Annotated in this window: 18 protein-coding genes, 2 tRNA genes and 1 pseudogene; 6 read left to right on the forward strand and 15 right to left on the reverse strand. The window is 64.7% G+C overall.

From position 1 onward, the window contains the following. The 3 genes and pseudogenes from C4301_RS02760 to C4301_RS02770 form a co-directional block, all read right to left on the reverse strand. Nucleotides 1–268: pseudogene (locus C4301_RS02760) on the reverse strand (hypothetical protein); the annotation flags it as partial. Nucleotides 269–450: 182 nt separating this feature from the next. Continuing rightward, complete coding sequence (locus tag C4301_RS02765; RefSeq protein ID WP_352413595.1) at nt 451–1,236, reverse strand: hypothetical protein; 786 nt, start codon at nt 1,234–1,236, stop codon at nt 451–453. After that, the gene (locus C4301_RS02770; protein WP_352413596.1) at nt 1,233–3,383 is read right to left on the reverse strand and encodes an ATP-dependent helicase; all 2,151 of its coding nucleotides are present in this window, start codon (nt 3,381–3,383) and stop codon (nt 1,233–1,235) included. Before C4301_RS02770 ends, C4301_RS02765 begins: the two co-directional genes overlap by 4 nt. A gap of 32 nt (nt 3,384–3,415) precedes the next feature. Here C4301_RS02770 and C4301_RS02775 point away from each other — a divergent pair, with 32 nt between their 5' ends. From C4301_RS02775 to C4301_RS02790, 4 genes are all read left to right on the forward strand, one after another. After that, on the forward strand, nt 3,416–4,783 hold the full coding sequence (locus tag C4301_RS02775) for a phosphohexomutase domain-containing protein (protein ID WP_352413597.1): 1,368 nt from the start codon (nt 3,416–3,418) through the stop codon (nt 4,781–4,783). Then, entirely contained in the window at nt 4,780–5,730 is a 951-nt protein-coding gene (locus C4301_RS02780) for an MBL fold metallo-hydrolase (protein ID WP_352413598.1), read from the forward strand. Before C4301_RS02775 ends, C4301_RS02780 begins: the two co-directional genes overlap by 4 nt. 121 nt (nt 5,731–5,851) lie before the next feature. Next, the gene (locus C4301_RS02785) at nt 5,852–6,058 is read left to right on the forward strand and encodes a dodecin (protein WP_352413599.1); all 207 of its coding nucleotides are present in this window, start codon (nt 5,852–5,854) and stop codon (nt 6,056–6,058) included. Nucleotides 6,059–6,134: 76 nt separating this feature from the next. Continuing rightward, nucleotides 6,135–6,566, forward strand: a complete 432-nt coding sequence (locus tag C4301_RS02790; RefSeq protein ID WP_352413600.1) for a DUF2267 domain-containing protein — start codon at nt 6,135–6,137, stop codon at nt 6,564–6,566. Nucleotides 6,567–6,598: 32 nt separating this feature from the next. Here C4301_RS02790 and C4301_RS02795 read toward each other — a convergent pair. Next, a tRNA-Met gene (locus C4301_RS02795) sits at nt 6,599–6,675 on the reverse strand. Nucleotides 6,676–6,817: 142 nt separating this feature from the next. Here C4301_RS02795 and icd point away from each other — a divergent pair. After that, on the forward strand, nt 6,818–8,098 hold the full coding sequence (icd, locus tag C4301_RS02800) for an NADP-dependent isocitrate dehydrogenase (RefSeq protein ID WP_352413629.1): 1,281 nt from the start codon (nt 6,818–6,820) through the stop codon (nt 8,096–8,098). Here icd and C4301_RS02805 read toward each other — a convergent pair. Beyond that, a complete protein-coding gene (locus C4301_RS02805) occupies nt 8,095–9,930 on the reverse strand; it encodes an RNB domain-containing ribonuclease (RefSeq protein ID WP_352413630.1) in 1,836 nt (611 codons plus the stop codon). The genes icd and C4301_RS02805 overlap by 4 nt on opposite strands. A gap of 31 nt (nt 9,931–9,961) precedes the next feature. On the opposite strand from C4301_RS02805, the gene C4301_RS02810 reads away from it, so the two are divergent. After that, nucleotides 9,962–11,701, forward strand: coding sequence for a M3 family oligoendopeptidase (locus C4301_RS02810; protein ID WP_352413601.1), 1,740 nt, complete (start codon nt 9,962–9,964; stop codon nt 11,699–11,701). A gap of 37 nt (nt 11,702–11,738) precedes the next feature. On the opposite strand, the gene C4301_RS02815 is transcribed toward C4301_RS02810, so the two are convergent. The 10 genes from C4301_RS02815 to C4301_RS02860 all read right to left on the reverse strand — a co-directional run bounded on the left by C4301_RS02815 (nt 11,739) and on the right by C4301_RS02860 (nt 21,112). Next, nucleotides 11,739–11,815, reverse strand: a tRNA-Ile gene (locus C4301_RS02815). A gap of 98 nt (nt 11,816–11,913) precedes the next feature. Then, nucleotides 11,914–12,879, reverse strand: coding sequence for a tRNA-5-methyluridine(54) 2-sulfurtransferase (ttuA, locus tag C4301_RS02820; protein ID WP_352413602.1), 966 nt, complete (start codon nt 12,877–12,879; stop codon nt 11,914–11,916). Further along, nucleotides 12,876–13,076 (reverse strand): sulfur carrier protein TtuB, encoded by a 201-nt coding sequence (ttuB, locus tag C4301_RS02825; RefSeq protein WP_352413603.1) that lies wholly within the window; start codon nt 13,074–13,076, stop codon nt 12,876–12,878. Before ttuB ends, ttuA begins: the two co-directional genes overlap by 4 nt. A 4-nt stretch (nt 13,077–13,080) precedes the next feature. Continuing rightward, the gene (locus C4301_RS02830) at nt 13,081–14,208 is read right to left on the reverse strand and encodes an acetoin utilization protein AcuC (protein ID WP_352413604.1); all 1,128 of its coding nucleotides are present in this window, start codon (nt 14,206–14,208) and stop codon (nt 13,081–13,083) included. Further along, nucleotides 14,202–14,828, reverse strand: a complete 627-nt coding sequence (locus C4301_RS02835) for a CBS and ACT domain-containing protein (RefSeq protein WP_352413605.1) — start codon at nt 14,826–14,828, stop codon at nt 14,202–14,204. The genes C4301_RS02830 and C4301_RS02835 overlap by 7 nt, the downstream gene beginning before the upstream one ends. Before the next feature lie 49 nt (nt 14,829–14,877). Further along, nucleotides 14,878–15,858 (reverse strand): ABC transporter ATP-binding protein, encoded by a 981-nt coding sequence (locus C4301_RS02840; RefSeq protein WP_352413606.1) that lies wholly within the window; start codon nt 15,856–15,858, stop codon nt 14,878–14,880. Beyond that, nucleotides 15,855–16,874, reverse strand: a complete 1,020-nt coding sequence (locus C4301_RS02845) for an ABC transporter ATP-binding protein (protein WP_352413607.1) — start codon at nt 16,872–16,874, stop codon at nt 15,855–15,857. Before C4301_RS02845 ends, C4301_RS02840 begins: the two co-directional genes overlap by 4 nt. A 59-nt stretch (nt 16,875–16,933) precedes the next feature. Then, the gene (locus tag C4301_RS02850; RefSeq protein WP_352413608.1) at nt 16,934–18,283 is read right to left on the reverse strand and encodes an ABC transporter permease; all 1,350 of its coding nucleotides are present in this window, start codon (nt 18,281–18,283) and stop codon (nt 16,934–16,936) included. 11 nt (nt 18,284–18,294) lie between these two features. Further along, nucleotides 18,295–19,278 carry an ABC transporter permease gene (locus C4301_RS02855; protein WP_352413609.1) on the reverse strand — a complete coding sequence of 328 codons (984 nt, stop codon included), beginning with the start codon at nt 19,276–19,278 and terminating at the stop codon, nt 18,295–18,297. Between the two features lie 67 nt (nt 19,279–19,345). Continuing rightward, nucleotides 19,346–21,112 carry an ABC transporter substrate-binding protein gene (locus tag C4301_RS02860; protein ID WP_352413610.1) on the reverse strand — a complete coding sequence of 589 codons (1,767 nt, stop codon included), beginning with the start codon at nt 21,110–21,112 and terminating at the stop codon, nt 19,346–19,348. Between the last annotated feature and the right edge of the window lie 59 nt (nt 21,113–21,171).

Genomic DNA, 21,171 nt, shown 5'->3' on the forward strand with positions numbered 1-21,171 from the left:
CAGTCATCTCGAGGACCTGCCAGCTCCCCGTGCCCACCTGGTAGGCCGCGGCCCTGAAGTTTCCCATAGGGTCTTCCACCGTGAGGGTGATGCTGCTGGGAAGGGTGCCGCCGCCGCAGGCCGCCAGGAAGAGGGCCAGGAAGGCTACTTTTCCCCGAAGGGGAAGACTGAGAGGCAGAAACCCTTTTAGGGGAAGGCGCTCAGGGTGCTTTCGCGGAGCGAAACACCATTCCTTGCCCAGTGCCAAAAACCATACCTTAGTTCCCATACTCTCCATCCTTTCGACAGGAGCCCCCAAAGAGGGGGGAGCCCAGCCCAAGGAGGTTCCCGTTTCAGCAGCTAAGGTAGCAAACCGTTCTGCTGTTGTCAACCCCCGAACGGGGCATGAACGCAAATGAGCGATGGGGATGGGCAAAAATGGTTCGCGATTGGTTCGTTAAGGCGCTGGTTTCACCGGCCCCCTCCAAAGCCCAAGGCCTCGAGCACCGCCTGGGCCCAGAGAAAGGGGAGCTCCTCCCCCACCGTCTGCCCCACCAAACCCCTCACCCTCTCCCCTGGCTCGGCAAAAGCCAGAAGGAGGTGGAAGGGTTGGACCAGGGACAAGGGAAACACCCCGCCCCCGTAGATCAGGAGGTCGACCCGCAGGGCAAAAGCCTGGGCCTCCTCCGGCCGGAGGACCACCTGCCCCCGCACCCGGCCCGGAAGCCGGGCCAGAAAAGCCTCCCCTTCCGCATAGCTGGGCGCGTAGACGGAAACCTCTCCCAAAGCCCGCAGAAAGGGGGCCATGGGAAACAGGAGCTGCCCCACCCAAAGCGCCCGCGCCCCCGCGTGGGCGGAAAGAAGCCGGTCCAAGGCCACCCCGAAGGCAAACTGCCCCCGGAGAACCCCCCGCACCGGGTAGACCAGGTCCAAGACCCCCGCGGCCTGGCCCTCCGCGTCCACCACCACCCCCTCCAGGCCGCTTCGCGCAGGGGCCACCAGGTTGCTTCCCGAAGGGGTCAGCCCCGAAGGGGCTACGTTCACCACCGAGTTGCTTCCCAAAGGGAACACCGAGAGGCCCGGCCCTTCAAAAACCGCCCCCAAGACCCCCAGGGGCTCCATGGCCCTAAGGGCCTCGAGGGAAGGGGCCCTGGGTACTCCGTAGACGAAGACCGGGGCCTTGACCAGGCTCACCACCTGAACCAAGGGGTCCAGGAACCGGGGTTTTCCCTCGTAGAAAAACGCCAAGGGTCTCATAAGGGCCTGAGGTCAGCGAAGCGGAGATGGAGCTTTTTAAGCCCGATGCCCTCAAAGTGGACCGTGACCTCCTCCCCCCGGGCCGCTACCACCCGGCCGGGGCCGAACTTGGGATGATAAACCCTCTCCCCACCCTTAAAGACCCCCTCCGGGTCCTCCCTTCGAGAAGGGGGGGGCGGAAGGCCCGGCGAGGCGGGGCGGGGATCGTATGCCTCGTAAAGCCCTTTGGGGATCTCCTCCAAAAACCGGCTCATCCGGGTGTACTCCCGCTTCCCGAAGACCTCCCGCTCCAGGGCATAGGAGAGATAAAGCCGCTCCTTGGCCCGGGTCACCCCCACATAGAAGAGGCGGCGCTCTTCCTCCAGGTCCTCGAGGCGGGCCAGGCTGTTCCGGTGGGGCAGGAGGTTTTCTTCCAGGCCTACCAAAAAGACCACCGGGAACTCGAGGCCCTTGGCGTTGTGCAGCGTCATCAGCCGGACCTTCCCCGAGAGCCCCGCCTTCTCTCGGTGTTCCCCTGCCGGGGAAGCAGCTCGGTGTTCCCCTGCCGGGGAAGCAGCCTCCTGGTCAGCGCTCGCGGTCAGGGCCACCCGGTCCAAAAACGCCTGGACCGAACCCGCCTCCTTGGCCGCCCGCAAAAGCTCTTCCACGTTTTCCCGCCGGTCCAGGTGGTCCCGGTACGCCCCCTCGAGGTAGGCAAGGTAGTCCGTGGCCGAGAGGAGGTGGCGGAAAAAGGCCTCCGCCGGCCCCTCCACCAAGGCGGAAAGCTCCTCCATCAGGCGCAAGAAGGCCTCCTTGGACCTGGCCTGGCCCCCCTTGAGGGGAAGCGCCCTTAAAGCCTCCAAGGGGGGAAGGTCCATGGATTGAATCATTTCCAGAGTGGTCTGGCCCAGACCTCTGGGAGGGGTTTTCACCGCCCTTCGAAAGGCCAAAGCGTCCAGAGGGTTGACCGCGAGCCGGGCATAGGCCAAAAGGTCCTTAACCTCTGCCCGCTCAAAAAACCCCACCCCTCCCACCACCTGGGCGGGGATGCCCGAAAGGCGCAGGGCCTCCTCCAAAAGCCGGCTTTGCGCATTGGTGCGGTAAAGGACCGCGTACCGGTCATAAGGAGGCCCCAGGCGGGCAACCTCCTGGGCTACGAACTGGGCCTCCTCCCGGGCGGTGGTGGCTTCGAAGAGGCGGACGGGCTCGCCCCCCTTCCGAAGGGGCCGGAGGGTCTTCTCCAACCGGGCCTGGTTTTGGGCGATGATCGCGTTGGCTAGGCGCAATATGGCCTCGGTGGAGCGGTAGTTCTCCTCCAGGCGGTAGATTTTTGCGCCGGGGAAGTCCCGGGTGAAGTCTAGGATGTTTCGGATGTCCGCGGCCCGGAAGCCGTAGATGGACTGGTCCGGATCCCCCACGGCCACGAGATTGGGGGTCTTTTCGTCGGCCAGAAGACGGATGAACCGGTACTGAACGGGGTTGGTGTCCTGGTACTCGTCCACGTGGATGAAGCGGGCCCTCTGCCGGACCTTCTTTAGGACCTCCGGGTGGCGCTCAAAAAGCTCCAGGGCCAGGAGGAGGAGGTCCCCGAAGTCCACCGCCCCCTGCGCCCTTAGGACCTCCTGGTAGCGGGCCAAAAGGGCCCTGAGGCGCTCCTTGGGAAGACCTGCAACATACTCGGGCGCCTCCTGAAAAAACGCCTCCAGCGGCTTCCCCGAGTTCTTGGCCCGGTCCAAGAAGGCCTTGATGGGGCCGGGCCGGGCCTCGAGGCCCATCTCCTTCAAAACCTCCTTCAGAAGGGTCTCCTGATCCTCCTCATCGAAGATCACAAACCCTGGCCTCAGGCCGAGATGCTCCCCGTAGGCCCTCAGGACCCTCAAGGCGGCGGAATGAAACGTGGCGGCCCAGACCTCCTTGGCCGCCGGCCCCACCAGGTGGACCAGGCGCTCCTTGAGCTCGTTGGCCGCCTTGTTGGTGAAGGTCACCGCCAGGACCTCCGTGGGGTAGACCCCTCGGTGCCTCAAAAGATAGGCCACCCGGTGGACCACGGTCCGGGTCTTGCCGCTTCCCGCCCCCGCCACCACCAAGGCCGGCCCCTCAAAGTGCAAGACCGCCTGGCGCTGCGCCTCGTTCAAAGGGGCAAGGAGGTCGTCCAAGGATGCGTCCACGGTGGACCATCATACCCCGTTATGATGAGGACATGAGCGATATCCGCTTCGGCACCGACGGATGGCGGGGGGTCATCGCCCGGGACTTCACCTTTCAAAACCTCATCAAGGTGGCGGAAGCCTATGCCAAGCACCTGCAGGACCAGGGCAAGGCCAAGGTGGCGGTGGGGTACGACACCCGCTTCATGGCGGACCGGTTTGCAGAGGAGGCGGCCCAGGTCCTGGCCAAGGCGGGCCTCGAGGTCCACCTAAGCCCCGGCCCCCTCCCCACCCCGGTCCTCTCCTTCGCCGTGGTCCACCTGGGCGCGGACGGGGGGCTGATGCTCACCGCCAGCCACAACCCCCCGGAGTACCTGGGGGTGAAGATCAAGGGGCCCTACGGCGGAAGCGCCACCCCCGAGATGGTGAAGGAAGTGGAGGCGCGCCTCGGTCAGAAGCCCGAGGAAAGGCCAGGGGGAAGGGTCCTAAAGCTTTCCGTGCGGGAGGCGTATTATGAAAAGCTCAAAACCCTTCTGGACCTCGAGGCCCTGAAGGCCTTCCCCGGTGTCCTCTACCACGACGCCATGGGCGGGGCCGGGGGGGGCTGGATCGCGGGCTTCGTCCGGTACGCGGGGCTTCCCTTGCAGGTGCGCGAGCTTCACAACGTCCCCCACCCCCTCTTCTACGGGGTGAACCCCGAGCCCCTGCCCAAGAACCTTGGCACCCTCCTGGCGGTGATGAAGCCGGAGGAACCCCCCACCTTTGCCGCGGTGACGGATGGGGATGCGGACCGGGTGGGGGCGGTCTTGGCGGGGGGGAGGTTCTTCAACAGCCACCAGATCTTCGCCGTCCTCCTCAAGCATCTCCACGGCAAGGGCCTCCGGGGTAGGGTGGTCAAGACCTTCTCCGTAAGCCGGGTAGTAGACCGGCTGGGGGAGGTCCTGGGCCTGGAGGTCCTCACGACCCCCGTGGGGTTCAAGTACATCACCGAGGAGTTCCTCAAAGGGGGTGTCCTGATTGGCGGGGAGGAGTCGGGCGGGATCGGCGTGGCCGGGCATATCCCCGAGCGGGACGGGGTCTTGAACAGCCTCCTTTTGGCCGAGGCGGTGGCCAAGACGGGGAAGGACCTCGGGACCCTCTTCCGGGAGATCGAGGAGGAGACCGGCCTCCGCCACGCCTACGACCGCCTGGACCTCCACCTGGAGCGCCCCGTTTCCCTGGATAGGTTCCGTGAACCTCGTCCCATGGCCGGCCTCGAGGTGGAAAGGGTGGAGGAACTGGACGGGATCAAGTGGCACTTCAAGGGGGCCTGGGTCCTTTTCCGTCCCTCGGGGACGGAGCCCGTACTCCGCATCTACTGCGAGGCGGAAACCCCCGAGCTCGTGGCGAGGATTCTGGAAGAGGCCAAGGGGCTGGTATGACGGAGCTCCTGCCCGGCCTTTACCAGATCCCCGTCCCCATCCCCTACCCCTTGAAGACGGTGAACCTCTACCTCCTTAAGGGGAAGGGGGAGGTGGCTTTGGTGGACACCGCCTTGGGCACCCGCGCGGCCAAAGGAAGCCTCGAGCTAGCCTTGGCCGAGCTGGGGCTCTGTTTTTCCGATGTGCACACCGTCCTCCTCACCCACCACCACCCGGACCATTACGGCCTTTCCGGCTTTTTCGAGAACCAGGGGGCCCGGGTCTATCTGCACGAGGAAGAGATCCTCCGGGGCCACCGCTTCTGGAAAGACCCGGTCGCCTTTCGGGAGCAATCCTTGAAGATCTTCCTGGAAGGAGGGATGCCCCCGGCCGTCCTCGAGGGCATCGAGGAGGAGATGAGGAAAACCTACGAGCGGGTCTACCCCCCGGAAGCCCCCACCCCTCTTCGCGAGGGAGAGGTGCTGGAAGCGGCGGGCTTTCGGCTTAGGGTGGTCTGGACCCCAGGGCATGCGGATGGGCACGTGGTCTTCATGGCCGACGAGGGGTGGGCGCTGGGGGGGGATATGCTTTTGGAGCGGGTCTCCCCCAACATCGGGCTTTGGGCGTACACCCGGGAGAATCCGCTGGCCGACTTCTTGGCCTCCCTGGACAAACTGGCGGGCCTTTCCCCCAAGGTGGTCTTTCCCGGCCATTTCAACCCCATCTGGGAGCCAAAAGCCCGGGCGGAGGAGCTTAAGGCCCACCACCAGGCCCGCCTCGAGGCCCTCCTGGCCCTTCTCACTGAGCCAAGGACCCCCTGGGCCCTCTCTCTGGCTCTTTTCCCGGGGGAACTCACCCCTGCCCAGCGCCGCTTCGCCTTTGCCGAGACCCTGGCCCACCTGGAGTACCTTCGACGCCAAGGCCTGGTGGCGAAGGAAGGCCACCCTGCCCTCTACGTCCGGGCCTAGGGGCCTTGCCGGGGGTGGGGCTTGCAGGGGACCTCGGCCCGGCTCGTCCAAAGTCCGAAGCCTCCCTGCCGCAGCCCAGGGCCCCGTCCCCAAAAGGGGTAGACTGAAAAAGGGGGGTTCCATGGGCAAGGTTTACAAGAAGGTGGAACTGGTGGGCTCGAGCCCGGAAAGCGTGGAGGCCGCCATCCAGGAGGCGCTTAAGAGGGCCGCCCAGACCCTGCGTCACCTGGACTGGTTTGAAGTGCGGGAGATTCGGGGCCTGATCGGCGAGAACGGGGTCAGGGAATACCAGGTGGTCCTCAAGGTGGGCTTCCGGCTGGAGGATTAAAAGGCCCTGGGGCTTCGCCTTCTGGGGGGTGGACCGGCGCTTTTATTGACAATTTAAAAACCGAAGGGGGTGGAGCATGAGCATGACGGGGCTCGAGGTCTTCGACACCACCCTGCACAAAACCCACGCCTGGTTGAAGCGGATTATGGAGGAGCTGGGCACGGAGGATCGCCACCGGGCCTATACGGCCCTGAGGGCGGTGTCGCACGCCCTTAGGGATCGGCTGCCCGTGGAAGAGGTGGCTCAGCTTGGGGCGCAGCTTCCCCTGTTGGTCCGGGGGATCTACTACGAGGGGTGGGACCCTACGGGCAAACCGCTTAAAGAGCGGCACAAAGAAGACTTCCTGGCCCATGTGGCCCGGGAGGCCAGGACCCCCACAGGCCCGGCCCTGGAGCCCGAGGCCGCTGTCCGAGCGGTTTTCAAAGTCCTGAAGGAAAAGGTCAGCGAAGGGGAGCTGAAGGACATCCAGCTCCTTCTTCCCAAGGGGATCCGCGAGTTCTGGAACTAACAAGCCGCCCACCCCGGGGTGGGCGGCGGTCTTGGTGGCGGTGGCGGGACTCGAACCCGCGACACCACGATTATGAGTCGTGTGCTCTAACCAACTGAGCTACACCGCCAGATGCCCCTTGCGGGGCACCCTTCATCTTAGAGGGGGGGCTTTTCCTCGTCAAGGCGCGAGCCCCCCCTCCGACCCACGGCCCAAAAAGCCCCACCAGGACACCCGGGAAAAAGCGGGGTATGCTTAAGGCGGAGGGGCGCATGGCCTATTCACATATCGTGCTTCCTAAAGAAGGGGAACGGATTCGGATGGAGAACGGGCGGCTCACCGTCCCTGACCGGCCCATCGTCGGCTTTATAGAGGGGGATGGAACCGGACCGGACATCTGGAGAGCGGCCCAGCCCGTTCTAGATGCAGCGGTAGAAAGGGCCTATGGCGGAAGGCGCAAAATCGCCTGGGTGGAGATCTATGCGGGGGAAAAGGCCAACCAGGTCTACAATGAACCCATCTGGCTTCCCGAGGAGACCTTGGCCTTCATCCGGGAGCACCTTGTGGCCATCAAGGGCCCCCTGACCACCCCGGTGGGGGGCGGGATCCGGAGCATCAACGTGGCGCTAAGGCAGGAGCTGGACCTTTACGCATGCGTCCGGCCCGTGCGCTGGTTCAGGGGTGTCCCGAGCCCGGTCAAGCACCCGGAGCTCGTGAACATGGTGGTCTTCCGGGAGAACACCGAGGACATCTACGCGGGGATCGAGTGGCCCATGGGGAGCGAGGAAGTAAAAAAGGTTCTGGACTTCCTTAAACGGGAGTTCCCCAAAGCCTATGCCAAGATCCGCTTCCCCGAGACCTCGGGCATCGGCTTTAAACCCATCTCCCGGGAAGGGACAAGGCGGCTGGTGGAAGCAGCCATCCAGTACGCCATAGACCAGGACCTGCCCAGCGTGACCCTGGTCCACAAGGGAAACATCATGAAATTCACCGAGGGGGCCTTCCGGGAGTGGGGGTACGAGCTGGCCCGGGAGAAGTTCGGGGCCACGCCGTTCAACGGCGGCCCCTGGCACGTCCTGAAAAACCCCAAGACGGGCCGGGAGATCCTCCTCAAGGATGTGATCGCGGACAACTTCCTACAGCAGATCCTCCTCCGGCCCGACGAGTACAGCGTCATTGCCACTTCCAACCTCAACGGGGACTACATCTCCGACGCCCTGGCCGCCCAGGTGGGGGGCATCGGGATCGCCCCGGGGGCCAACATCAACTACCTGACCGGCCACGCGGTCTTCGAAGCCACCCACGGCACCGCCCCCAAGTACGCGAACCAGGACAAGGTAAACCCCTCGAGCGTCATCCTCTCGGGGGAGATGATGCTCCGCTACCTGGGCTGGAGCGAGGCCGCGGACCTGATCCTCCAGGCCATGGAAAGGACCATCGAAAAAGGCCTGGTCACCTACGACTTCCACCGGCTGATGCTGGCGGAAGGGAGGCCCGCCACCCTGCTCAAGACCAGCGAGTTCGGCCGGGCCCTGATTGAGCAGATGGGCTAGACCAAGGCGAAGCGGGCGGTAAGGCTCGGGAGGTCGGCCTCCACAAAAAGAAGGCGGACCTCAGCGTTCAGGGGCAGATCCTGGTCCAAGGCCACGGGCACGGCCAGGCCCAGTTCGGGCAGGAAGAACACCCCCTGGCCTTTGCGCTTCTCCACCAAAACCCCCATCCCCTCATACCCCTTCTGAAGGAGGTGGACCAGGGTCCAGTGCTCCCGGCTTTTCCGCTCCGCCTCCCGCACGGCATCCGCCACCGCCTCCGCCGCCCCCACCCGCAAGAGAACCTCCTCCCGGGGGAGGGGCTTTTCCCCTTTGAGAAAGGCCCGGATCTGCTGGTGGACCACCAGGTCCAGGTAGCGGCGCAAAGGGCTCGTGGCCTGGGCGTAGACGGCCAGCCCCAGCCCCCGGTGAAAAGCGGGCTGGGCCTTGAGCTGGGCCCGCCTCATCCTCCGCCTCTGGGCCCACATGCCCGCCAACCCCCCCAAGGAGGCGGCCTGGTCCACCTCCGGGGCCTCCTGGGTGGCAAAAGGGATGGGCAGGGCGTTTTCCAGAGCAAAATGGGCGGCGGCATACCCCGCAAGAAGCATGGCTTCCCGGACCCAGAACCGGCTCTCGTATGGGGGCAGGGGAAGGATCCGCACCGCCTCCCCTTCCAGGCGCACCTTCACCTCGGGGAAGGAAAGGTCTATCCCCCCTTCCGCAAGCCGCCGCTCTCGGAAGGCCGAGGCCAGCCGGGCCAGGTCGGAAAGGGCCTCCACGCCCAAGGCCTCCCGGTAGGAAAGCCGCACCACCTTGACCCAGCTTGGGTAGACCTCGAGCTCCAGAAGCTCCCCCTCTTCCGAGACCAGAAGGTCAAAGGTAAGGGCGGGGCTCACCGGGTTAAGCCCCAGGCCCAGCCGCTGGGTGACCTCCAGGGGAAGCATGGGAAGGACCCCCTCGGGCAGGTAGAGGTTCGCCCCCCGGCGGCGGGCCTCCAGGTCCAAGGGGGAGTCCGGGGCCACCAAGGCCGCCACGTCCGCCACGTGGACGTAAAGCCGGAACCCCGCCCCCTCCTTGAGCGCATACACCGCGTCATCCGGGTCCTGGCTGCCCTCGTCGTCGATGGCGAAGGCCGGTAGGTGGGTGAGGTCCTTCCGGTCCTCCTCGGGCAGTGGCCCCACGGGAAGCGCAGGAGGAGGCAGGGCCTCCTTGCCCGTAAGCGGAACCCCCACCAGGCCGAGCCGAGCGGGGTGGGGGTTCTCGTACCGCCAAGCCCCCAGACGAAGGAGGAGGGCGTGGGCTGCCTCCGGGGTCTCGGGAAGGCCCAGGGCGCTCAAGACCGGGCTGTCCTTCCTTTTCCCTAAGGCCAGGGCCTCCACCTCCTTCAGAAAAGGCTCCACCCGCTCCCCCCGCTTTAAGGCCTCGAGGCCCTCCTGGAAGGCCCGGGCCTTCGCTTCTTGCTCCTCCTTCCGGCGGCGAAGCTCCCCCACCTCCTCCCGCCGCCGGGCCCGGATCCTCTCCTTTTCCCAGGTGAAGAGGTCGGTCTCTTGCAGGAGGGCGAAGGCTCCACAGATGGCCTCCGGGGTGTAGGCTCCATAGACCAGTTCCACAAAATCCTGGAAGGGGACCGTCTCCCCCTCTAGAAGCTCCCAGGCCGCCGCCAGGTGTTCCTTGGCCGCCTCCCGCCCCAGACCGGGACCCGCCAGGCTTGAAGGGACGGCCTCCGAGGGGTGGAAAACGTAAAGGACCAGAACGTCCTTGGGCCGCACCTTCTGGATCCCCTCCGGGAGGCGCACGAGAACCCGTTCCCCCTCCGCCTCGGCCAGGGCGGGCCTTCCCTTGTAGGCCACGAGCATCCTAGACACGGCCTTTCATTATACTTGGGCTGTGGAGACGACCGAACCCACCTGGAACCTGGAAGACCTTTACGCCTCTCCCAAGGACCCTCAGGTCCCAAAGGACCTCGAGGAGGCCCTAACCCTAGCCCAGGAGGCGGTGGCTGAGCTGAGACCTGAGGCGGGCGTTCTGGCGGACCGGATCGCCCTCTACGAGAAGGCCCTGGAGAAGGGCTACAAGCCCCTTCTTTACGCCTCGCTGTACTTCTCCACCCACACCCAGGACCCAGAGGCCAAGGCCCTTCTGGACCTGGCGCGAAGCCGGTTCGCCGAGCTCAAAAACCGCCTCCTGCCCCTGGAGCTTTACCTCAAAACCCTTCCGGAAGAAGTCTTCCGTCCCCTCCTCGAGGCCCCTGAACTGGAGGACCTACGCCACTGGCTAAGCCGCCTAAGGGCCTTCGCCCCCTACACCCTCTCCGAGAAGGAGGAGCGCATCCTCAACCTCAAAAGCCTGGTGGGCCGAAGCGCCTGGAGCCAGTTCTATACGGAGTACACCGGCCGCTTCCGCTTCGTGGTGGGCGGAAAGAGCCTTACGGAGGCGGAGGTGAGGGCCCTGCGCCGAAGCCCCGACCCCCGGGTGCGCCGGGAGGCCCACCAGGCCCTATACGGCAAGCTCCTGGAAGAAGCCCCCACCTTAGGCTTTATCTTCAACGCCGTCTTCCAGGACTTCCTGCAGGACCTCTCCCTCAGGGGGTACGACCACCCCCTTAGGCCCACGGCGCTTGCGGATGAGCTCGAGGTGGAGGAGATCCTCCGCCTCCTCGAGGCCACCGAGGCCCATTACACCCTGGTGGAGGCCTATTACCGGATCAAGGCCAAGCGGCTGGGGCATGAGAGGACCCCAAGCCAGGACCTTCTCGCCCCCTTCGGCGAGGAGCCCAGGGTGGACTTCCAGGAGGCCAAGGCCATGGTCCTCGAGGCCTTCGGGCGCTTCAGCCCCGAGATGGAACGGATCGCCCGGGAGTTTTTCGAAAAGCGCTGGATTGACATCTACCCCAGGCCGGGAAAGCGGGGTGGGGCCTTCTGCTCCGGGGGGCTTCCCTCCACCCACCCCTACATCCTCCTGAACCATACGGACGACCTGGACTCGGCCCACACCCTGGCCCACGAGCTCGGCCACGGGGTGCACTTCTACCTTGCCCGCGGGCAGAGGCTCCTCAATTTCGGCGCCACCACCCCTTTGGCGGAGACGGCCAGCGTCTTCGCGGAGATCCTCCTGGACGACCTCCTCCTGAAGCGGCTTTCCAGCAAGGAGGCGCGGGCCACCCTCCTCGCTGGCCGCCTCGAGGACGCCATCGCCACCGCCTTCCGCCAGGTCATGTACACCCGGTTTGAGCTCAAAGCGGTGGAAAGGCGGAAAGAAAGCGCCCTGGCACCGGAGGAGTTCCACGCCCTTTGGGACGAGGAGCAAAGGCGCCTTTACGGGCAAAGCGTGGAGTGGACGGAACTGGACAAGGCCGCCTGGTCGGGCATCCCCCACTTCATCCACTACCGGTTCTACACCTACTCTTACGCTTACGGCTACCTCCTGGTCCTGGCGCTTTACGCCCGCTACCTGGAGGAGGGCCGGGCCTTCGTACCCAAGTACCTGGAGATCCTAAAGGCGGGGGAGTCGGAAAGCCCCCAGGCCATCCTGAAAAGGGCCGGGGTGAACCCCAAGGAGCCGGCTTTTTGGGAGGGATCGTTCCGCATCCTCGAGGGCTGGCTGAAGGAGCTGGAGGAGCTTCTTTAAAGCCTACCCCCACCCCAGCCTGGGGTGGGGGGTGGCCTGGTGGGCGATGGTGGACTTGAACCACCGACCTCACGCTTATCAGGCGTGCGCTCTAACCAGCTGAGCTAATCGCCCCCACACGCAACGGTTAGTTTAGCCGCCTCGAGCGTCCTCGTCAAGTGGCCAACCGGGGCGCGCCTTCTTTGTACCTCCTTAGGGCCGGCGCAGGCCCGTCAGTCATGCCCCACCCTCGCCTTGGGGTGGAACTCGGCCTCCTCCGGAAGAAGGCGCTTCTTCTTGGCCCGGCGGTAGACCGCATCCCACATCCGGCAGAAGCTGCACACCGCGCCCGTGGTGGGGTAACCGCACCGCTCACACGCATTCAGAAGGGGTTCGCCCCCAGTCTCCCTGAGCTGGGGACGGACCTTCTCTAAGAAGCCCTCCAGAAGCCGGAGCTTACTCCCGGGCTGGGCTGCCTCGAGGCGGTTGAGAACCTCTTTATATAGGAGGCTTTTCGCCCCCTTGGCGTTCGGGCATTCCTCGTGCAGAAAACGGATCCCGCGAAGGAGGGTGTAGGAGAGGACCTCCCGTTCGCTGAAGCGGTAGAAGGGCTTGACCCGGGCGGCGAGCCCCTTTTTGGCGGGGAGGACCGGCCCCTGACGCACAAGGGTGGAAGGGTCGGGGTTTAGGAGGTTCCCCAGAAGGACCGCGGCCTCGTCGTCCAGGTTGTGGCCCGTGGCCACCGCCCTAAAACCCCCTTCCACCGCCACCTGGTTCAGGATATACCGCTTGGAAAGGCCGCAGGCGGAGCAGGCCACGCGGCCGGAGAGCTCCGCCAGCTCCGGCACTCCGAAGCCATAGGCCCCCTTGAGGTCCACCACCCAAAGCTCCAGGCCGCGTTCCTTCGCAAAGGCCCGGGTGACCTCGAGGGACCGGTCGGAGTAGGCCCCGATCCCCAGGTGGAGGTGAACCCCCACCGCCTGGTAGCCCAACCGAGAAAGGACGTCCCACAGGGCTAAGGAGTCCTTCCCGCCCGAGACGGCCACCAAAAGGCGCTCCCCGGGCTCGAGCATCCGGTGCTTTCGGATCGCCCGCTGGGTCTCGGAAACAAACCAGTCCAGGTAGTGCTCCTTGCAGAGGGCTAGGTTCCTGCCCAGAAGCTCCACCTGGGCCTGGGCCTGGCAACGGCTGCACCTCATGCGCCCCCCGAGATGGCGGAGAGGACCTCCAAGGTGTCCTCCTCCTCCACCCAGGCGTCCAGGGTGAGGAGCTCCTCCCCTCGGACCACCACCACCCCTTCCGGATTCACCCCGAGCTCCTGCAAAATAGCCCGCAAGGGACGCCCCCCCTTCAGCTCCAGCTCGCGCCGCTGCGGCATCCGCAAGACCACCTTCACCCCTTCAGCTTAGCAGATGGGCCTCCACCATTTCCCAAAGGCGCTCCAGGGTGATCCGGTTCCTCCGCTCGATCTCCGGCCTTCTGGGAATGGCCCCATAGGGGTCAAGGGCGTCGTGGAGGGTGGGGGTGAGGGGGGTGGAAAGCCGGGCCTCCCAGGCCTTAAGCCAGGCCTCGGGCAAGCGGCCGGGAAGGGGAAAGCCATGAAAAACGTGGTAGAGGAGGGCCCAGACCCGGACCGTGGCGTCCAGGTTGTACCCTCCTCCCAAGGTGAAAAGAACCCGCCCGCTCGCGTAAGCCTCCGCGTACTCCAGGACCAGGCGGAAGAGCTTTTCATAGGCCCGGCTGGTCAAAAGGAGGTCCGCCAAGGGGTCCAGGAAGTGGGCATCCGCACCCGCCTGGACCACCAGCACATCAGGCTGGAAAAGGGCCAGCGCCCGGGGCACCAGGGCCTGGAAGACCTCGAGGTAACTCTCGTCCTCGGTGAAGGGCTCCAGGGGGAGGTTGAGCTTTTTGCCCACCCCCTCTCCCCGGCCGATCTCGTGGATGCTTCCAGTCCCAGGAAAAAGGTACCGGCCCGACTCGTGGAGGCTTATGGTCAATACCTCCCTCTCCTCGTAGTGGATCCACTGCACCCCATCCCCGTGGTGGACATCGATGTCCAGGTAGGCCACCTTTAGCCCCGCCCGCACGAGATGGCGGATGGCCACAGAGAGGTCATTGTAGACACAAAATCCAGAGGCACGGTCGTACTGGGCGTGGTGAAGCCCCCCTCCAAGCTGCAAGACCCGCCTTTCCCCGGCCAGGATCCGCCGCGCCCCCTCCAGCGTACCCCCCACCAGGACCCGGGCCGCCCGGTCCATGCCGGGGAAGACCGGGGTGTCGGCGGTCCCGAGGCCGTAGTGCTCCAGGTCGGGCACCCGCTCCCCCCGGCTCGCCGCCTCCACCCGGCGGACAAACCGCTCCGCGTGCACGGAGAGAACCTCTTCCCGCGTGGCCTCGGGAGGGAAAAGGGGGGTCGGCCAAACCCCCAGGGCCTCCAGGAGCGAGACCAGCATCTCCAGCCGGACAGGGCTAAAGGGATGCCGGGGCCCGAAGTGGTAAAGCTGATACTCTGGACGGTAGATCACCATGGCTTCCTAGGGGGCCAGACCACCTCCATCCCGCTTTGGCGCAGCGCCTCAGCCAAAAGATGGGTCTCCAGGGTATTTACCCGCACCACGGCCCGGACGGCCTCCTCGTCTTCCGGGTAGGAGAGGAGGGAGTGGATGTTCACCCCCTGCTGGGCCAGAAGCCCGGTCAGCCGGGCCAACTCCCCGGGGCGGTCGGGCAGCCGGACCTCGAGGCGGCCCGAGGGCTCCGTCACCCCGGTGAGGCGAAGCAACGCATCCAGGAGGTCAATCCCGGTGACTATGCCCACCACCACCTCGTCTTCCACAACGGGGAGGCAGCCGATCTTCCGCACCCGCATCACCCGGGCCGCCTCCTCGACCGGGTCCAGAGGGTCGGCGGTTACCACCTCCTTGGTCATCGCCTCGCGGACCGGGGTAGACCCCGGGCAGGGGCCTTTGGGGTTCAGGGCGCTCGTGGCCAGGCGGATGTCCCGGTCGGTAAGGATGCCCACAAGCCTCCCTTCCTCCACCACCGGAAGGTGGCGGATCCCCTTTTGCAGGAGAAAGGCATAGGCCTCCTCGAGGGTGGCCTCTGGCCCTATGGTCAGGACCGGGCTTTTCATGACCTCTTTAACCAGCATAAGCAAAAGTATACCCCGCCGCGCCTGCGGCGGGGCCCTTAACACGCACTTAAAGAATGTCGTCCCGGATGCAGGCCTTGTAGTGGCCGGGGGAAACCTCCTTGAGCTCTGGCACCACCTGGGCGCACTCGGGGATGGCGTACCGGCACCGGGTGCGGAACACACACCCCGAGGGGGGGTTGATGGGGGAAGGGATATCCCCTTGGAGGACGATCCGCTCCCGCTTCACCGTGGGGTCGGGGATGGGCACGGCGGAGAGCAGGGCCTCGGTGTAGGGGTGCTTGGGGTTCCGGTAGAGCTCCCGGGAGGGGGCGAGCTCCATGATTTTCCCCAGGTACATCACCGCCACGCGGTCGGAGATGTACTCCACCACCGCAAGGTCGTGCGCGATAAACAAAAGCGTCAGGCCCAGCTCGTCCTTCAGGTCCTGCAGGAGGTTGACCACCTGGGCCTGGATGGAGACGTCCAAGGCGGAGACGGGTTCGTCCGCCACAATGAACTCCGGGGCCACCGCCAAGGCGCGGGCGATGCCGATGCGCTGCCTTTGACCACCGGAGAACTCGTGGGGGTAGCGGCGCATGTGGTCGGGGGAAAGCCCCACCATCTTCAGAAGCTCGGCTACGCGCTCGGTGCGCTCCTGGGGCGTGCTCGCCAGGTTATGGATGACCAAGGGTTCGGCGATGATGTCCCCCACGGTCATCCGGGGGTTGAGGCTCGAGAAGGGGTCCTGGAAGATGATCTGCATCCGGCGGCGGAAGGCGCGGAGCTTGTCCTTGGGAAGGTGGGTGATCTCCTCCCCGTCAACCACGATCCGCCCCTCCGTGGGTTCAATGAGCCGGAGGATGGTGCGGCCCACCGTGGTCTTGCCGCTCCCCGACTCCCCCACCAGGCCCAGCACCTCCCCCTTGGGGATGTGGAAGGAGACCCCGTCCACCGCCTTCACGCTCGCCACCACCCGGGAGAGGATTCCCCCTCGGATGGGGAAGTGCTTTTTCAGGTCCTTAACCTCCAAGAGGGGCTTGGGGTTCACCGGGCCACCTCCCGAATCTCCTTCCAGCGCACGCAGCGCACCTGCCTACCATCCCCGGTGTCCTCGAGGGGGGGCACCTCCGTGTTGCAGCGTCCGTCCACCATGTACTTGCACCGGGGGTGGAAGGCACAGCCCGGAGGCAGGTACAAGGGGTTCGGCACATTCCCCGGAATCGCCTCCAGGCGCTGCTGGTGCTCTGCGGCCAGGTCCAGCCGGGGCACGGAGTGGAGAAGCCCCATGGTATAGGGGTGGAGAGGGTCTTTGAAAATGGGGACCACCTCCGCCTCCTCCACCGCCCGGCCCGCGTACATGACCACCACCCGGTCCGCCATCTCCGCCACCACCCCCAGGTTATGGGTGATGAAGAGGATGCTCATCCCGATCTCCTCCTGAAGCTTCTTCATGAGCTCCAGGATCTGGGCCTGGATGGTCACGTCCAGGGCCGTGGTGGGCTCGTCCGCGATCAGCAAAGAAGGGTTACAGGAAAGCGCCATGGCGATCATCACCCGCTGGCGCATCCCACCGGACATCTGGTGAGGGTAATTGGAAAGCCGCTTCTTGGGCTCGGGAATCCCCACCAGGTCGAGCATCTGTGCGGCCAGCTCCAGCGCCTCCTTGCGGCTTTTGCCCTGGTGGAGCATGATGGCCTCGGCGATCTGGTCCCCCACCGTATACACCGGGTTCAAGGAAGTCATGGGCTCTTGGAAGATCATGGCGATGTCGTTGCCCCGGATCCCCCGCATCTCCGGCTCGGAAAGCCGGGCGAGGTCCTTAAGCTGCCCGTCCTTGCCCCGAAAGAGGACCTCCCCTCCCACGATCCGGCCCGGAGGGGTAGGGATGAGCCGCATGATGGCTAGGCTGGTCACGCTCTTGCCCGAGCCCGACTCCCCCACCACCGCCAGGGTCTCCCCCTTGTCAATGTGGAAGGAAACCCCATCCACCGCCTTCACCACGCCGTCGTCGGTGAAGAAGTGGACCTTCAGGTCTCTCACTTCCAGTAGACGCTTTTCGTCCATGCCCGCTCCTTCAAAACACCTAGACCGTTATACGGCAAGACCCGTAAAAAGGGAAGGGGCTACTGCCGCCTCCGAGGATCCAGGGCATCCCTGAGGCCATCCCCCATGAAGTTCCACGAAAGCACCGCCAAAAAGATGAAGAATCCCGGGACGAGCACCCAGGGCCGGTCGGTAAAGGAGGCAAACCCCCCCTGTTGCGCGGCCTGGAGGAGGAGGCCCCAGCTGGTGTAGGGCTCCGTGACGCCGAGGCCCAGGAAGGAAAGGCCGGACTCCCCCAGGATAAACCCCGGGATGGTCAGGGAAAGGCTAACGATCACGTAGCTCGAGGTGGCGGGAAGCACATGCCGGAAGATGATCCTAAGGTCCGAGGCCCCGAGGGCCCTGGCCGCCTGAACGTAGTCGGTTTCCCGCACGGAAAGCACAATCCCCCTCACCACCCGGGCCAGCCCCCCCCAGCCGATGAAGCCCAGAAGGCCCACCACCAGGTAGAAGGTCAAAAGGGGGTCCATGTTCTGAGGAAAGACCGCCCGCAAGGAGATGAGGAGGAAGAGGGAAGGGATGGCGGCGATGATCTCCACGAGGCGCATGATGAGGTCGTCCGGGTCCAGATAAACCTGGTGCCAGAAGGCCGCCCGCAAGGCCAGGTACACCCCAACCGCCCCCAAGACCCCCACCAGGTAGTCCGCCAACCCGGCCCCAGGGGAAACGCGGATGTACTGATAGGCTAAAAACCCCACTCCAAAGGCCAAAAGAAGCCAGATCAGGCCAAAGAGGGGCCCGTAGATCAGCCGCTTCCCCCGCCAGGTGGAAGGCGGAAAGGAGAGGGGGAAGGGCCGGCCGGAAAAATACCCCGCGATCCCCCCAAGGATAAGCCCTAAGGTAAAGGAGACCAAAGCCGAAAGGATCCCGATGGTCAAGGAGACCTGGCCCCCGTACAGAACCCGGCTGAACAAGTCGCGACCGAAGTTGTCCGTCCCGAAGAGGAAGAGCCGGGCCGGCGGGTCCACCCCCAGGAGGCGGAGATCGCTTTTGAACATCCGGAAGAGGGTGTAAGGGTGCTCAGGGGTGCGAACAAAGAACCGCAGGTAGAACTTCCCCTGGGAGGGATCCTCCACATACCGAGGCTGGAGGGTAACGGGGTCCAATTCCCGTTTGGTGGCGTAGACGAAGGGCCGGCTCAGACGGCCCGTCTCCGGGTCGATGAAGTGAAGGGGGGTCGGGGGGTGGTTGTTCTTGGGGGGGTACGTCTCGTAGTACCCGGGATCGTACGGGCTGAAAAATCCCGCGAAGGCGCTTAGGGTGTAGAGAACGGCCAGAATCCGCATTCCCCACACCGCCAGGCGGTGCTTGCGAAACTGCCGCAGGACCACGGCCGTACGGCTTTCCAGCTGTGCCATCCCTTGGATCATGGCCTCCTCCCTTAGTCGTAGCGGATCCGCGGGTCGACCCAGGCCAGAAGCAGGTCCGAGATCAGATTCCCCACCAGGAGGAGGACCAGCCCCACGGTGAGGAAGCCCGCGATGACGTAGAGGTCCTGGTTGGCGATGGCATCGAGGAAGAACGGGGTGATGCCCGGCCAGGCCATGACCACCTCGATGAACCCCGCCCCCGAGATCAAGGAGGGCAGAAGCCCGCCGATGGTGGCCACGAAGGGGATGACCGCGTTGCGGAAAGCATGTTTGTAAATGACCACGCGATCGGAAAGCCCCTTGGCCCGGGCGGTCCGGATGTAGTCCTGACCCAGAACCTCCATCATCTGCCCACGCATCAGCCGGGAAAGCCCCGCGATGTCATGGATCGTCACTAAAAGCACCGGGACCAACAGGTGCCAGAGAATGTCCTTGATCTGCTCGAGGCGGCCCATCTGCTCAAACCCCGAGCTGGTCATCCCCCCCACGGGGAAAAACTGGATACCGGTCTTAAACTTGATTTGCAGGATCACATAAATGGCGATTAGGGCAAGGAAAAAGCTGGGCACAGAGAGGCCCACATAGGCCAGAAAGGAAAAGACCTTGTCTCCAAAGGAGTAGGGCCGCACCGCCCCGTAGACCCCAATGGGGATGGCCACCAGGTAGAGGAGGAAGGTGGAGGGAATGACGATCCACATGGAGTTCACCACCCGGGGCCAGATGACCTCCAAAACGGGGGCCTGGTAGCTGAAGGAGTAGCCCAGGTTTAGGTGAAAAAGGTTGTCCATCCAAAGCAGGTACTGGATGTAGATGGGCTGGTCCAGACCGAACTGGCTCCTTAGGCGGGCGATGGTCTCTGGGGTCACCTTGGGGTCCAGCTCCATCTGGGTGAGGTAGTCCCCCGGGGCGAGCTGGATGATCAAAAACGCCAAAAACGTAGCCCCAAAAAACGTGGGGATCAGGTAAAGGACTCGGCGAAGGATGTACTGGGTCATGGCTCTTGGGATCTTTTGGGCCAAGCGCCCCACCGCGGCCTTGGCCACGGTGGGGCCCCAGAAGCCCTTACTTCTTGATGAAGGTCATCTCGAGCTCCCGCTGACCCCAGATGCTGGAGAGGATGGCATCGGGGTGCTCACCGCCTATACGGTTGTTCCAGGCGGGGTGGTAGTTGGGTCCGGCGATGTAGAGGACAGGGACAAGCTGGGCCTCCGCCTCCTGCATCTGGTAGCCGATCTGTTGCCGCTTCTGGAAGTCCAGCTCCGTCCGGCCCCGGGAGTAGAGGGCATCCAGCTGGGTCTCCCGCGGGTCCAGGCACTGGCCGGACTTGTTCCACATGTGCAGGTTCCCCTTGCAGGGCACCACGTTGGAGCCAAAGGGCCAGTCCAGCCCGCCGCCGGTAAGCCCGATCAGGATGGCGTCAAAGGGCCGGTCGGGGCCGGAGGAGAGGAGCTGCCCCACCAGGGTGTTGAAGTCAATGGGGGTGAAGTTCACCTTCACGCCCACCTTCTTGGCCTCGTCCACGAAGAGCTTGGCGATCTGCTCCCGCTGGGCGTTCCCCGCGTTGGTGGCCAGGGTGAACTCAATCCGCTGGCCCTTGGAGTTCACCAGGTAGCCCTCCTTGTCCTTCCGGGTAAAGCCAAGCTCACCGAGAAGCTTGACCGCCTGCTTGGGGTCGTACTCGTACTTGGGCACCTTGGGGTTGAGCCACTGGGTGAGGACGGGGTAGACGGAGGAGTACATGGGCGTCCCCAGACCGCCATAGACCAGGTCGATCACCGCCTGGCGGTTGATGAGGTGGCTCATGGCCTTCCGGAACTTATCCGAGCGGAAGAGGCTCTGCTTGAAGGGATCGGAGGCCTTGTTCCAGTTAAAGACGACGAACTGGCTGCTGGCCACCGGGGAGGCGTTGACCTTGATGGTGGCGTCCAGGCGGCCCTGCTGGATAGCCTGGCGGACCTGGGAGATCTGGTCCACGGTGGCGGGGGCGTAGACATCGATCTCAGCCGCCAAAAAGGCGGCAAGCTGGGCGTTGGTGTCCTTTACGATGCGGATCTCGTACCGGTCCAGATAGGGCAAGGGGTTGCCCGCCTCGTCCTTGTTCCACTCGCCGAAGAAGGGGTTGCGCTTTAAGACCACCCGCTCGCCCTGAGTGTAGCTTTCCAGAACCCAGGGGCCAGGAGAGACGATGTTCTCGGGCTTCTCCGAGAGGGTCCACATCTTTTTAATCCCCTCCGCCCCGTCCTTCTGGTAGACCGGGCCGAAGACATGGGCGGGCCAGGGGCAGAAGCTCGCCACCGAAAAGGCCTCCGCGTCCGTCTTGGGGTAGGAGATCCGGAGGGTGTAGTCGTCGATCTTCTTGACCACGATGGGCTTTCCGTCGATGAAGAAGCTGTCCCGGGAGTTGGAGCCCACCTTCTCGTCCGTGTGGATGCGCCAGGTCATCACCCAGTCGTCCGCGGTGATGGGCTTGCCGTCAGAAAACTTAAGCCCTTTGCGGATCTTAAAGGTGATGTCCAGCTTGTTGGGGGAGACCGTCCAGGACTCCGCCATGTAGGGGATCCAATCCCCGGTGGTGGGGTCCCGGCGCACCAGTCCGGCGTTGGCGCACATCGTGGCGGGGATATTCCCTGCCTCCGCGGCTAGGAAGGGGTTGAAGGTGCGGAAGTCCGAGATGCTCGAGGCCCGGAGCGTCCCGCCCCGTTTCACCTCGGAAAGCTTGGCCGCGGACCATTTCTGGGGCCAGACGAAGGCCTGGGCCTGGGCGAAGGAAACGCCCGCCAGAGCCCCTGCCGCTACAAGCCAAATCGCCATCTTTCCGACCTTTCTCATATGCACCTCCGAAAACCCTTGGGCATGCCCCGGGTTTGGACTTCGCCCTAAAGGTATCG

Origin of the sequence: Thermus sp., from assembly GCF_040290245.1 — a bacterium.
Taxonomy (GTDB): Bacteria; Deinococcota; Deinococci; order Deinococcales; family Thermaceae; genus Thermus_A.